The sequence below is a fragment of the Mesorhizobium sp. M0019 genome (assembly GCF_040323975.1).
In the GTDB taxonomy this organism is placed as follows: Bacteria; Pseudomonadota; Alphaproteobacteria; order Rhizobiales; family Rhizobiaceae; genus Mesorhizobium.
In genome coordinates this window covers 1-15,147 of record NZ_JAMYVK010000082.1, presented here as the reverse complement: position 1 = coordinate 15,147, position 15,147 = coordinate 1, and the positions used below count along the sequence as shown (strand labels likewise).

Below are 15,147 nucleotides of genomic sequence, written 5' to 3'. Positions count from 1 at the left end.
ACATCCCCCCGGATAAAAAACGCCCCCGCCGCCGGGGTTTTTTTCGGCGCGCCGGGGCCGCCAACAATTCTGTGCCCTAAAACCCCTTGTTATCATGGCCCCCGCCCCCCAGCTGGCCGCGGGCTGGCGGCGTCGATGAACACGTTTATTCGCCGAGCTTGGATAGCGGCATCGCTATCACGCTGAGAGCCTGTTATGCTGGTCCAGCGTTTGATCGCAGTCTTGATCCGTGCGAGCAGCTTGTGAGGGATGCAACCGAACGAGGCGCTGCTCCCACAGTCGTCGCAGGCCCTCCATCACAGCGTCACGCTTAGCCTGATCCGGCGCAATTGTATTGAGGAGATCTCCCAACATGGCTTCGCCCTCAATCCGCATCAGCAGATTAAACAAGTCGTGTGAAATTCGCACACTGTTACTGTTGAAGTGGGTCGTGCTGATCTCGCAGTGAGTTTCCCGACGATCTGGCGCTTTGTAAGCGCGGGTTTGATGGAGGGACACATAGGGCGGCAACGAAACCGCAAGCGCAGTCCAATCCTGCAGCGTTGCAGCCCGCTTTTTTACCAGGAAGGGCCCGACCACAAGTCCATCCAGCTCTGTCGTCAGAAAGGTGGCAATCGCGTCTGCAACCGAATCCACGATCGGTTCGGCATTGTTGTTAAAGGACGTATTGAGCAGAATTGGAGTGCCTGTGCGCTTCTTGAACGCATTGATGACCTCCCAGTACGCGGGATTGGCGTTGTGCGATACTGTTTGCAGGCGAGCGGTACCGTCGACGTGCGTGATGGCACCGAGCAAGGCGCGCTTTGAGTCACGCACGCGAACGACGAAATTCATGAATGGAAATTCGTGCCTACCGTCCGGGAGGTCGAAAAATTCGCTCGCATCCTCCTCCAGCACAGATGGCGCGAAGGGCCGATAGCCTTCGCGCTTCTTGACCATCGCATTGATCCGGTCCTTGTTTGCGGCGGGCCGAGGGTCGGCAAGAATGCTGCGGTTGCCCAGCGCACGTGGCCCAAACTCCGAACGACCCTGCACCCAGCCGATCACGGCGCCGTTGGCGATCCAGTCGGCTGCACTGCTTGCCACGTCATCAGAGCGTTCAACCTCGAGATGTCCGGCCCATGCATTCAGTTCCTGTTGCACGGCGCGCTCGCTCCCGAGATCAGGACCCCAATAGACCTCCTGCAGTCGCTCACACGGCGCGGGGCGGCCCATCTCGTTAGAGACTATCAGCGCAGCTCCCAATGCGCAGCCAGCGTCGTGAGACGCGGGTTGCACGAAGATGTCTTCGAAAAGCCCTGAATACAGCAGCTTACCGTTCATCGTACAGTTGTGGGCCACCCCCCCCGCCAGGCACAACCGCTTCATGCCGGTGGCCTCACGGTGATGCCGGAGAATGTGGAACACGATCCGCTCAAGCGCTTCCTGCAGTGACGCACTCACATCTCGATGCTGCTGGGTGAAGGGCATTCCCTTTCGCCTGACCTCGATATTGCGGAGCAACGCCGGACCGATGCGGTCGAGGTGAACACGGTAGCCACCGCCGTTGGCGGAGAGCTCGTAGAACTGCTCGAAGAGCTCGCGATAGGGAGCGGGGTCGCCGTAGGGCGCGAGTCCCATTACCTTATACTCGTCGAACAAGCCGTAGCCGAGATAGCGGATCGTCTCGAGATAAAACAGCCCAAGAGAATTGTTCTCGGGGAAAGCCTCGAGTTGCGTAATTTCTGTGCCAGACCCTACCGCCAACAGGCCCGATAGGAAATCACCAGAGCCATCAATCGCTAGAATGAGACTTTGTTCGAAGCCCGACATTGCAAAGGCGCTCACGGCGTGCGCCTGATGATGACTTACGAATGAAATACGCGAACTGTCCAACTTAGTGCCGAACTCACGCGTCAACAGATCCTGCACCAACGTTTTAGCATCCAACGGAATGGAGAGAATGTCCGGGTGGGATGCGGACATACCTTCAAGCATGGCGTTGGCATAGGGCTCGCTGGCGTAGAGCGCGACACGATCAATGTCGTTGAGCTGAACCCCCGCCGCTGACAGACAGTATTGAATCGAACGAATTGGGAGCTTGTTGGAGTGTTTCATCCGATTGAGGCGTTCCTCTTCGACGGCTGCTATCACCCGTCCGTCTCGGACGAGCACCGCGGCGCCATCGTGCATAAAGGCGTTCCGAAGCTCGAATCGGTTTTCATGGACTTGGTCAAGTCCGCCGCTAATTCCTAGACACAGCATTTCTTTCTCCACATAGTGACGGGCAAGCCAAATTGGCCTGCCTCCGTTTCCAACTAAATAGGCCGCATTGTCGCTTGCAGCTGCAACCGCCTGTCAGGCATCACCGGCATCAAAGAACGCCTCATAAGGGGTCCGCCTGAATCAACATGAGATGCTTCGATCGTGGCGCCTGCCGTTCCATGACGCCGAGAGCTTGGCTGGATCACCGCGCCGTGAACTGGCCCGATTTCATTCCCCGAAAGACCCTCGCACAGCGAGTGACACGTGCTGCACTGTCCACCTGCTTCCCGGTCGCACATCCGATAACGCCTTCGGCTGTGCAGGAGGCCGCATCGCGTCATGCGTCGGCCAAACATGGCACCGACTGGAAGCACGGCAATACCGCGTAGATGTAAAGTGCGCTGATGTTGTATGGTAGCGCTGCCGGCCGGGTCTCCAATCCGCTGCCCAGACGAGCCGACCGGATCTGCCTGCGGCAATAAGCCCGCCCACAAGCAGAATCGCGCTGGGCAGCGGGCTCGCCTGCAAGACTTCGCAGCTCAGGAACATTGGGGACGACTAGCGTCGAACCGCCGACATGGTCGGCCAGTTGCAACTCACTTCTCGGCACGACCTCCACTGCACGTCAGGGCGCATGGAAGATTTTCTCCTTGGATGGGTGATCGGTGCGGACGTGCTTTTGTCCATGCAAGATTTCCGAAGAGTTATGAAATCGTTTGTTTCGATCAAAGTCATCCACGCTATGAATAGCTGACGGACATGCGCTTCAAAGGGCTTCAGGCTTCCTGGATGGCTACTCCGATTTGAAGCGCGTGGCATTCCATGCGCTCTGTCACAACATTTCAGCAAAGGGTGTGAGAGCAACCCACACTTCTTTTTCGAAATTCGCTTCGAGCATTCGGGATGAGGTGCTGGGCGATTCACGCAGTCCACGGATCGAAGAGCTCTATTCCGAAGCCTTCGAAATCCTTCATATTACGCGTTGCCAGAGTGAGCTCCTGGGCAATCGCTGTGGCTGCGATCAATCCGTCCATTGACGTCAGCCCGCGGCCGCGGCGCTTCGCAAGACCCATCAGATCGCCCCAGGCCAGAGCAACCGGCTCGTCGACGGGGAGGACTCTCTGCTCGAAACGCTGAGGCAGGTCTCGGGCAAGCCATTCGGCCAGCGCCTCACGCTTCCGACCCTCGCCCATGAGAGCAACGCCGCGCCGGATTTCCGCGATCGACACCACGCTGATGAACGAGCGATCCTCGTCGAGCTTGTCCAGCCATTCCAGAACGCGTGCGTCCGGCGCCGGCCTTGTCACCTCGGACAGGACATTCGTGTCCAGCAGTAGCCTCACAGCGGCAGATCACGCGGTTCATCGCGTTGACGCTCAAGGTCGAGTTCCGCGCCGCGTAGCGGCGACTCCAGCAGAAACTCCGCAAGCGTACCCTTGCGCACCGTCTTGCGTTGCCATTCCTCGGCGGAGACGACAACGACGCTTGGCCTACCGTTGCGCGTGATCGTTTGCGGCGCCGCCTGCGCACGCTCGATGACTTCCGACAGCCGCGCCTTGGCCCGAGCGACGGTCCAGTTGGCATCCTCTTTTGGAGCAGACTGCATTCTGGCCTCCGTGACCATTGTGACTACGGTGACTATATAAAAATGCATAGTGACCGCAACAGGGGAGGGGGACTTTTTTTAGAGCCCGGACGCCTTGGTGAGATGTTGTCGCAAAAGTTGAGTTCTGCGACGGTGCAAAAGTCAGTTGCAAAATCGTCGCGACAAAGGCTCGGCAGCTCCCCGAAGTAGCCATTTCAGATTGCTTGCAGGTGCGGATAAAGTCCTTTATGCATCGGCACATGATCAAGTCCGCGCCCATCGCTGCAATCTATTATGCGACGCTTCCATAAGGAGCGGCGCGTTTCGATCATGCCTTGAAACAAGCCGCCGTCAGGCGGCTTGTTCATTGAGAGGACCCCCTGGCGGCAATACCAGGAGGATTCCCTATGGCACTTCCCGATTTATCAACCGGTCATTCCGAACCATGTTCGGCCGCTTTGAAGACGCTCATTGAGCGCGGCTATGTAAATCAAGGGACCGACCTGCCGGGTGTCGATGCCGCCTTTGAAGCAGGCATCGTACCCGCTTACGCTGGTTTCGATGCGACGGCTGACAGTCTTCATGTCGGCCATCTTCTTCTGATCATGGCGCTTCGTCATCTTCAGCAGACTGGCCATAAACCCATCGTTCTCATTGGGGGTGGGACCACCCGCATCGGCGATCCCAGCTTCCGTTCGGAGGCGCGGCCGATGCTGACGGACGAGCGGATCGCCGCCAACATTGAAGGGATCAGAAAGGTCTTTGACCGTCTCCTTGTCTTCGGAGACGGCCCGACGGATGCCGTGATGGTGAACAATGCCGACTGGCTGGACAGCATTCGTTGGATCGACATGCTGAGAGACGTCGGCAGGCATTTCTCCGTCAATCGGATGCTCTCTTTCGACAGTGTGAAGTCGCGGCTGGAAAAGCAGGAGAACCTGAGCTTCTTAGAATTCAACTACATGATCCTCCAAGCGTTCGACTTCCTTGAGCTATCCCGCCGGACCGGTTGCCGTCTGCAGATGGGTGGAGCCGACCAGTGGGGGAACATCATCAATGGCATCGACTTGATACGGCGGACGGATGGAAAGGAAGTCTTCGGAGTGACTACGCCGCTTCTGACGACTTCTTCAGGTGTCAAGATGGGTAAGACGGCTGCCGGAGCTGTGTGGCTCAACGAAGATCGCCTTTCGCCATACGATTACTGGCAATTCTGGCGTAACACGGAAGACGCTGATGTCGTTCGGTTCCTGAAGCTTTTCACCGATCTGCCGATGGACGAGATCGAGCGATTTGGACAGGCTGAAGGAACCGAGCTAAACGCCGTCAAAGAACGTCTGGCCAACGAAGCTACGGCCCTGGCACATGGAACTAACGCCGCCAAACAGGCGGAGGCCACGGCTAGCCAAGCATTTGGGCAGGGCGAAGCCGCAGAGGGGCTACCGACGCTTCATCTAAATGACGCCGAGGGCTTGGCCGGAGTAGCCCTTGTGGATTTGCTGGTACGCGCCGGATTGACCTCCTCCAAAGGGGAAGCGCGAAGGGCGATCTCGGGACGAGGTGTGCGGATCAACGGCAACGTCGTCGAGATTGATACAATGATATCGTCCCAAGACCTCCCGATCCGGCTTTCGCTCGGCCGGAAGCGCCACACTGTTGTAAAGTAGGGTTTCAGCAAATGCTGTCGCAGAAATTCTGCCCGCTTAGCGGGGTGGGTTCAACTGATCCCTGCAACACACTCCGCGAACTTTTCAGCTGGGGTTTGATAAAGCAAGGTCTTTCGCGGCCTCTCATTGAGCTGCCGTGCGATCGCGCTGAGCTTAGTCTGGCTGTGCAGGGATAGATCGGTTCCGCGCGGCAGATATTGGCGCAGTAATCGGTTGGTGTTTTCGTTGGAGCCGCGCTGCCACGGCGACCGCGGATCACAGAAGTAGACCTCGACGTCGGAGGCCAAGGTCAGGCGCTGGTGATCGGCGAGCTCTTTGCCTCGGTCCCAGGTCAACGACTGGTACAGTTCGCCGGGGAGTTTCCGTGCCTGTTTGATCAGTGCCGAGACGACGCTTTCGGTATCCTTGTTGGCGACCTTGACCAGCATCCCTTCAGCACATCTTCGACGGCATCTGCGACGAACATGGCATCGAGCACCGGCTCACAAAGATCAACCATCCCTGGGCGAACGGCCAGGTCGAGCGGATGAATCGGACCATCAAGGACGCCACCGTCAAGCGCTTCCACTATGACGATCACGATCAACTGCGCCGGCATCTCGCCGACTTCATCTTAGCTTACAATTTCGCGCGCCGGCTTAAGACCCTCAAGGGCCTAACACCCTACGAGTTCATCTGCAAAATCTGGGCAAAAGAGCCCGAACGGTTCCGACTCGATCCCACCCATCAAATGCCGGGACTAAACACCTAGCCTCCACCTTCGTTGCTTCATTGCTAATGAGCTTAGCAGGTGTTCGATGGTAAGCTCGCTGGTTTCTGCGGGTATCGCCCCGAGCGGCTTGAACGCACACGCCACAGAGCAGAGATCGGTCCATTTTGTTACGAACGAACATCTTGCTTCCGGTAGAGCTTTCTCGAACCAAGGTCCGAAAAGGGTCGCGAGCTGTCCGGTTCCCATCTGTCTCAGTAGGGTGGACAACCGACATGCAGCGGTTACCCGCCCATGCTCGTGTGTTGTTGGTTTGAAGGCTGAGGGTCTGTCACTATCCACTTTCCAATCATACGAATCGGATCACTGTCTTCGTGGTCGATATGGCAGGGCTGCTCGTGTCGTCCTGCACACTCGCGATCGTTCCCAACTTGTCCCGGGGAGCCCGTCTTTACGGGGTAATCGAAAACGTCGTGACAGATGCCAACCATCGCCGGACTGGGCTACTGGGCTGGGCCGCGCCGTCCTTCATGCCGCGCTCGACAAAGCATGGAACGCCGATTGCTACAAGGTTCTGTTGGCGACTGGATCTCGGAGGGAGTCCACTCTGCGCTTCTATGAAGGTGCAGGGTTCCAGCAAGGCGGAAAACTTACTTCGAAATTCGCCGCTTGGAGGACGCTTTGGGTCGATTTTCCACCTTCCCTGACGGCCCGGAGGGGTGGGAATCGGCCGCTCGCGTCGTCCCGGCTGCCTAGCGTGGCGGATGAATTAACAGCCAGCGATTTGGCTCTTGCTCGACGAACTCTTTCTGGACGTGCCTGAGCACGTTCCGCTGCCCGGCAAACGGAACCATGTTGACCGCTTGATCGAAGGGGACCCACTGAAACTCGCTGTGTTCGGCATTCAGTCGCACCGTCTCTGTCGACCCCGCGAAACCCACGAAAACCGGCAGGAGGCTAATGGCGTCGCGGTCCGCTTCATAGAATTGCTCGCATATGTCGGCCGAATAGAGCCTCTGCAGCGTCAAGCCCGTTTCCTCCTTAGTCTCTCGCCAGGTCTTCCTTACGATCCGGTCATGGGTCTCGACCACGGCATCGGCGACCGCCGCCTCCCATTCCACGGCGCAAACGGCAAGGATCGCCCAGCGTCGATCCGAGCTGATATCGCGCAAGCCATCGGTGAAATAGCGCTCACCCTGCCGACGCAGGCGAGCGATGCGGTGTTGCGGATGCCGGCGAGCACTTGCGGATCAAGACCCACCGCGCAGGAACTCCAGTCGGTCAAGCAGCCGGTTTGCCGCCGCGGAATTGTTGCCGAGCTCGAACTTGCGAAGCAAGATGAAGCGGCTTATGTTACCGGCCAACATTTCGGTCAGAAGCCCATCCAACCGCTCGCGCGCACCAGCGTCGGCCGGCGCAGCCGATGAGGGCGAGATGAGCGATCCCGCAATCCTGGCATTTCCTCGGCGCGATACCGGTCGAGCCATTTGCGAACCGTCCGCGGGCAGACGCCTGCGGCTTTGGCGACGGCCTCAGGCGTCTGTCCGCTCTCGACCTGCATTACAATTCGCTCTCGACCGAGCGGCGTCAGACGGGTACTCTTATGGATGTTCATCCGGTCCCACTGGAATCACTGAAGCTTCGACAACCTCAGCTTTCCCGGTTCGGACCGGATGGATAACCTTCTGAAAGCTCACAACTAGCTACCAATGCGATCAGCTTTCGGGCTATCGGGGCATCCAGGGAGGATGGGTATGTTCTTGGCTAACGGGCTCAAGCTGCGGGACCGCGGGTGCACCCTGGCACTGATTTTGGCGATCATATGTGTATGTGCGCCTGCACTGGCGGCAAACGCGTCGGATCAGGCGTGCCGGTCCATCGCCAAGCTCACAATTCCAAGCGTGATCTTTACCGAGGCTAGCCTTCAAAAGCCGCAGGAGATCCCCGCAGATCCCTTCACTGCATTCACCGGCGCCTCGCCTCAGGCGGTAAAAGTGGGCGGGCACTGCCTTGTCCGAGGTGTTATCGGGAAACGCCAGGGGGTCGATGGTCAATCATATGGCACCCGGTTTGAGGTGCGTCTTCCGACGACCTGGAACGACATGTTCCTTTTCCAGGGCGGCGGCGCAGTTGATGGCTTCCTGGCGCCGGCCGTCGGGACCATTCCTTGCCGGAACTCGACCGCGGCTCCCGGGCTCTTGCGCGGCTACGCTGTTGTAAGCATGGATGGCGGGCACCCAAGCCCCGATCCGGCTTTCGGGGTCGATCAAGCCGCACGCATTGATTTTGCGTACGCCTCCATTGGCAAAGTCACTTCGGTCTCGAAGCAGGTGGTGGCCAAGTTCTATGGGGCGGCTCCGAAAAAGTCGGTGTTCATGGGATGCTCGAATGGCGGTCGTGAGGCGTTGATAGCGGCTCAGCGATATCCGCTCGAGTTCGACGGGATTGTTGCAGGTAGCCCGGGTTTTCGTCTCAGTGCCGCCAACATTGCCCAAGCCTGGGATACTCGCGAGTACATGAGCATCGCTCCCAAGGATGAGGCCGGCCATCCCATTCTATCCCGCGCCTTCTCCCAGCAGGATCTGAACCTCGTCGCCAACGCGGTTCTCGCTGCCTGTGATGCCCGCGATGGCATTGAGGATGGCGTCATCAACGCCTGGCAGCAGTGCCGGTTCGACCCAAAGGTCCTGTACTGCCAAGGCGATAAGACGGACAGCTGCCTCACGGCTGGTCAAGTGCAGGCCATGAGCCGCGCGTTCGCGGGTCCGGAAAGCTCCGATGGCGAAAAGCTTTACAGCGATTGGCCATATGATACGGGCGTTGCGGGCGCGGACTGGAGAATTTGGAAGCTGGGCAAATCCCCCACTTCCCAGTCGGATGCAAACAACATCGTTCTGGGAGCCCGCTCGCTTCAATACTACTTCATGACGCCCCCGGCGCCGAATTTTGACCCCCTGAAGTTCGACTTCGACAAGGATCCGGCACGCGTTGCGGATACGGCCAAGCTCAATGATGCGACCGGCACGTATCTCGCCAGCTTCGCTGCCCACGGTGGAAAGCTGCTCTTGTTTCAGGGACTTTCCGATCCGGTCTTCTCGGCCAACGATCTGGTGCGCTGGTACAAGCAAGTCGTCGAGGTCACAGGCGGCGGCGATTTGGAAGCGACTCGCCTTTTCGTGCGCATGTTCATAATCCCGGGGATGACCCACTGCGGCGATGGCCAAGCCTTCGACGACTTTGATCCTTTGGCCGCCATCGAGGGCTGGATAAACCAAGACAAGGCTCCGGACTCTCTCGCGGCTGGCAGCAAGGCATTCCCTGGCAAGCACCAGCCGATCTGCGCTTATCCCACTCAAGCTGCCTATGACGGTAAGGGAAATCCCGATGAGATCGCGAGCTATTCGTGTCGGGGATAAGAGACCTCGTCATTTGTTCGCTTCAATCTGCGCGCATTCCCGGAACAGGTCTCCCGGACCAAGGATCGGTTGGAAAAGCTAAACCCGGAATTTGTGGGCCGTGCCATAACGCAGTTGATGATCATGCCTGACTACGAAGCGTCGGCCGCCGATAGTCTGGATACATCGCTCGCTGTGCTCGATGAGGTATTGTTATCGCCTGAGATCTGACCGCCTCATCCCAGCGGACAAAACGGGGCAGGGGAGGGGGCTTTTCAGAGCCCGGACGCCTTGGTGAGATTGACGCGGAAACGATCGCGCCGGCGCTGATACTTTCGAGTCATCTCGGCCGAGGCGTGACCGAGCTGCTGTTGCACATAGCGCTCATCGACCTCGGCCGAGGACGCGAGGCCGGCGCGCAGCGAATGGCCAGCAAACTTTTGACCGCGTTCGCCCTCCGACAGATCGCCACGCACGCCGGCTGCGAGCGCCGTGCGCTTGACCAAGCGTGCGACCTCCTGGTCGTTCAAGCGATGGACACCGACCGCTCTGCCTTGACCAGCAACGCGCCGGAACAGAGGTCCGTGCGCAATGTGCGCCAGTCTTAGCCACGTCTGCAGAGCGGCCACCGGGCAGGTGGCGTCGGAGGAGCCGCGGCCGACCTCGACCTCGCGCCAACCGGTTTTGCCGCGCAGGGTCACCAGCACGCCCTTGTCAGGAAAAAACTCAATCCAGCCCGAAGAATCCTCGGTCTGGTCGCGACCAATGTCGAGCCCGACGATTTCCGAGCGCCGCAGCCCACCGGCAAAACCCAGAAGCAGCATGGCGCGGTCGCGCAGACCACGCAGCGTGCCGCGGTCGAGGGTCTCGAGCATGGCGATCAGATCCTCGGGCAGGATCGCTTCCTTCTGCCGGGGAGGGGAGGCGTGGGTGTTGCGGATGCCGGCCATGACCGTTGCGATGTGGCGGTCCTTGCGGTCCAGCGGTTCGCCTCGCTGCGAAAAGTTCCAGGACAGTGACGAAAGGCGACGCTCGATCGTCGCCACAGAGTTTGGTTTTTTCTCCCCTGTTACCTTTCCGGACGCGCAGGCGGTGATGTAGAGCCCGACGGTCTGCGGATCAGGTGGGAGCACTTCCAGACCCTGCCGGCGCGCCCAGGCGCAAAAATGCTTCCAGTCGGCGGCGTAGGCGCGCCGTGTATTGGCCGAGCTGGCCGCCTTGACATAGTCGCGGGCGTGGCCGGCAAGCTCTTCCAGATGGCCGGGAAGGCTACCATGTCCCCGTGAGTGCATAAGCGGCAGGGGAGGGGAGGGGGATTTTTCGCCCTCCTGTGGATGCTGTCCCATTTCCATCACGACATCGATGATGTCGGGAAGATCGTCCCCTCGGGGCGCTGCAGTTGATCCCGCACCGTCGCCAGCCATCGTTATGCTGCCTCGATATCCGTCTGGGAAAAGTCATTGCCGATAAAGAGCAAGGGCTCATCCGCCCGTTTGGCCAACGCGTAGGAAAGGCAATCGGCAAAATTCAGGGCGGCCGGGTGGCGGCCTTTGCCGTAGGTGAGCCAAGCCTGCGTTGCCACATCGACGAGATCGGCATCCACGGCGATGATGTCGGCCTCGATTTTGCGCAGCCACAGATCGATCTCGGCCAACGCATGCTCACCGCGCCGGCTGACCAGCACCATGCGCGCCTCGAGCACACAGGTTGCAGGGACCAGGCGGATTTGGTTGGTGACGAGCGCCTTCTCAAGCCTCAAGGCTTCTGGTTCGTTGCGCAGGATCGCGACGATGGCGGAGGTGTCGATCACCATCAGTTCGGAATGCCGTGCTCGTCATAGCCGACGATCTCTTCGTCACTGCGATGATCGAGTTCCGGCAATCGCGCCACTCTTTCCCGGATCGCCCGCAACTCGCCGAGCAGGCGCTCCTGGGCCACGTCACCGTAACCCATTCGATGCAGCCGCTCGCTCAGCGCCTGGTGAATGGCTGCAGTCTTGCTGATACCCTGGCGGTGCGCGAGTTCGTCGGCGAGAGCGACGGTGGCCGGGTTTTTGATATTCAGGGACACGAGAGGCTCCGAATTTCTACCTTTTTGGCAATTTCTACCTAATCTTTTGATTTCTGTCAATTAGGAACGATAATGCAACATTATCGTTCGTTGTGGAGCTACGACGGGCGCGGCGGTTTGTTCGCATTATCGTTGCCAGAAGCGCCGCGCTCGTTCATCCTCATTGACGATGATTCTTCGCCCCAAGCCGTCGCTCCGCCACAATGCTCACCCTGCCGGGATCGAACTGGTCACCACCGTGGCGCCGGTGCCGTCCTGGTTGCGACGGGCGGTCGACGGCCCGCAAAGCCTTGACGAGGCTGCGGTTGTGGCAGGCGCAACGATCGGCGCGCTTGACGCGGTGGTTCGCCGCCAAGGGCGGTGGGCCGGTGCCTGGCGGCAGCGCCTGGCGCTAACGGCTGCCGCGGTAACGGCGAAGCAGGCCGGCCGCGTTGAGGATGAAGCGGCATTGCGCGATGCCGTGCTGCTCACACGACCCGGCGACAATGTCGGGCCCGCCGGTCTTTTGCTCCTCGCCTGGCGCCGGGTGGCCGCCCGGCCCGCAGAGGAGCTGCTGGGGGAGAAAAGCCTTGTCGCGGTGCTGGCAGAGTTCGGCTATGCCCGCGACGACGAGGCGGTCCGCGATCTGACGGACGATCTTCGGCAACTCGCCGCCAGGGACGGGACGGTGGGAATGACGACCGGCGCCATCGCGATCGCCGAACGCCACGGCTTTGCGCGCGCCCTTGGCGTCTGGCTCGCCGACGCCCTGCTGGCGCAACGGCTGGGTTGGGCGCATGCGGTGCCGCTGCTGGGCGCCGATGCGGCCTTGGGCACAAGCGCCCGCCCGCGTCGATCGGCAGCCGGCTCGGTGGCGACAAGCATTGAGACAGACCCTGAGCATGCGAAAGGTCTGCTTGCCGCGCAGGCACGCGCTGCGTTGCGCGCAATTGATCTTCACGCCGAACTCGGGCGACGCGCGGACCGGCTGCTTGCCGATGCGCCAAAACTCAGGGCCAAGGCGGCGGACATTGTCGTCGAAAAACTGCTGTCCGACGATGCGATCGTTGCTTCGGCAAACATCGCAGGCATGAGCGACCGTGGGCTTCGCCGCCTGTTCGATCGTCTGGTCGAACTCGGCGCCGTGCGCGAACTGTCCGGACGCCCGACCTTCCGCATCTACGGGCTGTAACGATGGTCGAGACGACGCGCAGACGGCGAGGGCGGACGGGCGAGGATGGTCTGTTCGACCGCGAACTCGACCATCTGCCGCCGGAGGCGCGCTGGCGCGAATGGATGCACCGTGTCGAGGCAACCATTTTTGCAGCGAGCGAGCCGGTTGGCCGCGAGACGCTGGCACGGATCGTCGGCAAGAGCTGCAGCATCGATCTTTTGATCGACGACATTCGCGAGGAACTGGGCGGCCGGCCCTACGACCTGGTCGCCGTCGCCGGCGGCTGGAAGCATCTGACGCGGCCGGCCTATGCCGATGCCATCCGTGCCGCGGTCGGCGAAAACGAGCGAGCCGTGGATCTGACACAATCTGAAGTGCTGGTGCTGATGTGTGTGGCGCTGTTCCAGCCGATCACCCGCGCCGAGCTATCTTCCTTCTTCGGCAAGGAGATCAGTCGCGATTTTATTGGTCATCTGCGCGGTGCCGGCCTGATCGCTTCCGGTCCGCGCAGCCCGACGCCCGGCGCGCCCTACACCTACGTCACGACCAAAGAATTCCTGCTGGAGTTCGGTCTCGACACGCTGCGCGACCTGCCGGATTTCGAGGCGCTTGAGGACGCCGGACTGCTGTCGAAGGAAAAGCTGCTGGCGGGGGACATCATCCCTGGCTTTGCCGTCGGCCCAGAGCCCGTCGGAGTCGAACTCGACGAATAGCCGCGGCGCTTTGTGTGTGAAGCTTGTCCGAAATTCGTACCATATTTCGGACATCTTGACCGTCACTTCGTCCGAAATCGGACCACAGATTTCGGACAAAGCCCCGGCATCAACCCGCCAATATCTCGATCTGCGGTCGCCGCTGGAAACGTCGCCTCTGAGAGGCGAGCCGCCTCTAAACTGGTCTTATATCTCGATTAATAATAAGAATGTAATCAACTTCCAATATTTTAAATAATGACAGTATCGATAAGAGGCCATTATCGATAGTTATTTTGCTCCTGAAGAAAATCGCCTGCAAGTAAACCTAACATCGAGATAGCTTGACCGTAATTACCGACGCCCTTGTCAGGGGCAAGAATCCCTGAATCTATGCGGTTATGGATCGCACTGATTTGCAGCGTCTGACGAAGGAAGAGTTGATCGATCTGGTGCTGCGGATGCAGCGGCCAGAGAAGACATCGCGCACGTCGTCCAAGCCACCGTCGAGCGATCGCAAGGCGCGTCGGGACAGGGCAAAGCCTGGCGGCGCCAAGGCGGGTCATGAAGGTCACAGCCGCGCCATGCGTGAGGATGCCGATCGCATCATCGATCATCATCCCGACCAATGCCTTTGCTGCCGCGCCAGCCTGTCGAGCGATCTTGCTGCCGAAACCGTCAGCGAGCACGACAAGATTGAGCTTCCCGCGATCAGGCCTGTGATTGAGCGCCATCGGCGTTTGGCAGTCCGTTGCCCGTCCTGCGGCACGCTGGTCGTCGCGGCTGTGCCAGATGCGGCGAAGGGGACGCCGTTCGGGCCACGCGTGCACGCCGTAGCGACCTATCTCAAGACTTTCCAGGCCCTGTCCTACGAGCGGCTGCAGAGCGCGTTCGCGAACCTTTTCGGTCTCACCATCAGCCAGGGCGGACTGATGAACATGTTGCGCCGTGCGCAGGGCGCCTTCGCGGCCGAGTGCGACAAGGCCGTCGCGGCGTTGCGCCGGGCCAAGGTCATCGCCTCCGATGAGACCGGCGTGCGGATCGAAGGAAGCAACGCCTACCACTGGGTGTTTCGCTGCGCCGAAGCGGTTGTTCATCAAGCGGCGCCAACGCGCGGCGCCGTCGTGGTCCGGACTCTGATGGACGGCCATCGGCCCGACGTCTGGTGTTCCGATCGCTATGCCGCACAACAAGGGCACGCAAATGCGCATCAGACCTGCCTGGCGCATCTCGCCCGCGACGTCGCCTATGCGGACGAGGCAAGTGAGGACATGCTGCCCTCACGGCTCAAGCGTTGGCTGCAAAGAGCCTTCGCCCTAGCCGCCGGTATCGAAACCTTCGCCGCCTCGACCATCGCCGGCAAGCGTCGCGCCCTGGAGCGAAGCCTGAACGATATCCTCGCCACCACAACATCGTGCGATCTGGCCCGCGATATCCAAAACAAGTTCAGGCGAGCTCGCGATCAACTTTTGACCTTTGCCCAATGGCCAGGAATGATCGACGCGACGAACAACGCCTGCGAACGCGCCCTCAGACCCGCCGTCGTTCAACGGAAGATCACTAACGGCTATCGCGCCATGTGGGCCGCAAAGGGCGAAGCCGACATTCGAACCGTCGTCGACACGGCTCGTC

At 60.0% G+C, this 15,147-nt stretch carries 11 protein-coding genes and 4 pseudogenes; 6 read left to right on the top strand and 9 right to left on the bottom strand.

What is annotated here, in order from left to right:
* Positions 1 to 177: 177 nt before the first annotated feature.
* The 3 genes from NKK47_RS33270 to NKK47_RS33260 form a co-directional block, all read right to left on the bottom strand.
* Complete coding sequence (locus NKK47_RS33270; protein WP_352579705.1) at positions 178 to 2,244, bottom strand: carbamoyltransferase family protein; 2,067 nt, start codon at positions 2,242 to 2,244, stop codon at positions 178 to 180.
* 920 nt (positions 2,245 to 3,164) lie between these two features.
* Positions 3,165 to 3,587 carry a type II toxin-antitoxin system VapC family toxin gene (locus tag NKK47_RS33265; RefSeq protein ID WP_352480554.1) on the bottom strand — a complete coding sequence of 141 codons (423 nt, stop codon included), beginning with the start codon at positions 3,585 to 3,587 and terminating at the stop codon, positions 3,165 to 3,167.
* Positions 3,584 to 3,850, bottom strand: coding sequence for a type II toxin-antitoxin system prevent-host-death family antitoxin (locus tag NKK47_RS33260; RefSeq protein ID WP_023679089.1), 267 nt, complete (start codon positions 3,848 to 3,850; stop codon positions 3,584 to 3,586). Before NKK47_RS33260 ends, NKK47_RS33265 begins: the two co-directional genes overlap by 4 nt.
* Before the next feature lie 386 nt (positions 3,851 to 4,236).
* Here NKK47_RS33260 and tyrS point away from each other — a divergent pair, with 386 nt between their 5' ends.
* The gene (tyrS, locus tag NKK47_RS33255) at positions 4,237 to 5,496 is read left to right on the top strand and encodes a tyrosine--tRNA ligase (RefSeq protein ID WP_352579702.1); all 1,260 of its coding nucleotides are present in this window, start codon (positions 4,237 to 4,239) and stop codon (positions 5,494 to 5,496) included.
* A 50-nt stretch (positions 5,497 to 5,546) separates the two neighbouring features.
* Here the strand turns inward: tyrS and NKK47_RS33250 are convergent.
* Positions 5,547 to 5,924: pseudogene (locus tag NKK47_RS33250) on the bottom strand (IS30 family transposase); the annotation flags it as partial.
* 5 nt (positions 5,925 to 5,929) lie between these two features.
* Here NKK47_RS33250 and NKK47_RS33245 point away from each other — a divergent pair.
* A pseudogene (locus NKK47_RS33245) lies at positions 5,930 to 6,247 on the top strand (integrase core domain-containing protein); the annotation flags it as partial.
* Positions 6,248 to 7,224: 977 nt separating this feature from the next.
* Here the strand turns inward: NKK47_RS33245 and NKK47_RS33235 are convergent.
* Together NKK47_RS33235 and NKK47_RS33230 are read right to left on the bottom strand one after the other, a co-directional pair.
* Positions 7,225 to 7,611: pseudogene (locus NKK47_RS33235) on the bottom strand (Tn3 family transposase); the annotation flags it as partial.
* Positions 7,605 to 7,820: pseudogene (locus tag NKK47_RS33230) on the bottom strand (leucine zipper domain-containing protein); the annotation flags it as partial. The pseudogenes NKK47_RS33230 and NKK47_RS33235, both read right to left, overlap by 7 nt.
* A gap of 139 nt (positions 7,821 to 7,959) precedes the next feature.
* Here NKK47_RS33230 and NKK47_RS33225 point away from each other — a divergent pair.
* Positions 7,960 to 9,621: a tannase/feruloyl esterase family alpha/beta hydrolase gene (locus tag NKK47_RS33225; protein ID WP_352579701.1), complete on the top strand. Its 1,662-nt coding sequence runs from the start codon at positions 7,960 to 7,962 to the stop codon at positions 9,619 to 9,621.
* Positions 9,622 to 9,875: 254 nt separating this feature from the next.
* Here the strand turns inward: NKK47_RS33225 and NKK47_RS33220 are convergent, their stop codons facing one another.
* From NKK47_RS33220 to NKK47_RS33210, 3 genes are read right to left on the bottom strand one after another with little or no spacing between them, the layout of a single operon-like run.
* Positions 9,876 to 11,024 carry a site-specific integrase gene (locus tag NKK47_RS33220; protein WP_352579700.1) on the bottom strand — a complete coding sequence of 383 codons (1,149 nt, stop codon included), beginning with the start codon at positions 11,022 to 11,024 and terminating at the stop codon, positions 9,876 to 9,878.
* 2 nt (positions 11,025 to 11,026) lie between these two features.
* Entirely contained in the window at positions 11,027 to 11,413 is a 387-nt protein-coding gene (locus NKK47_RS33215; protein ID WP_023804175.1) for a type II toxin-antitoxin system VapC family toxin, read from the bottom strand.
* Positions 11,413 to 11,670: a type II toxin-antitoxin system VapB family antitoxin gene (locus NKK47_RS33210; RefSeq protein ID WP_023804176.1), complete on the bottom strand. Its 258-nt coding sequence runs from the start codon at positions 11,668 to 11,670 to the stop codon at positions 11,413 to 11,415. Before NKK47_RS33210 ends, NKK47_RS33215 begins: the two co-directional genes overlap by 1 nt.
* A 169-nt stretch (positions 11,671 to 11,839) precedes the next feature.
* On the opposite strand from NKK47_RS33210, the gene NKK47_RS33205 reads away from it, so the two are divergent.
* From NKK47_RS33205 to tnpC, 3 genes are all read left to right on the top strand, one after another.
* Positions 11,840 to 12,841: a DUF1403 family protein gene (locus NKK47_RS33205; RefSeq protein ID WP_352579703.1), complete on the top strand. Its 1,002-nt coding sequence runs from the start codon at positions 11,840 to 11,842 to the stop codon at positions 12,839 to 12,841.
* Positions 12,842 to 12,843: 2 nt separating this feature from the next.
* Complete coding sequence (gene scpB / locus NKK47_RS33200) at positions 12,844 to 13,536, top strand: SMC-Scp complex subunit ScpB (RefSeq protein WP_352579699.1); 693 nt, start codon at positions 12,844 to 12,846, stop codon at positions 13,534 to 13,536.
* Between the two features lie 380 nt (positions 13,537 to 13,916).
* On the top strand, positions 13,917 to 15,147 hold a 1,231-nt coding region (gene tnpC / locus NKK47_RS33195), incomplete at its 3' end, for an IS66 family transposase (RefSeq protein ID WP_352579698.1).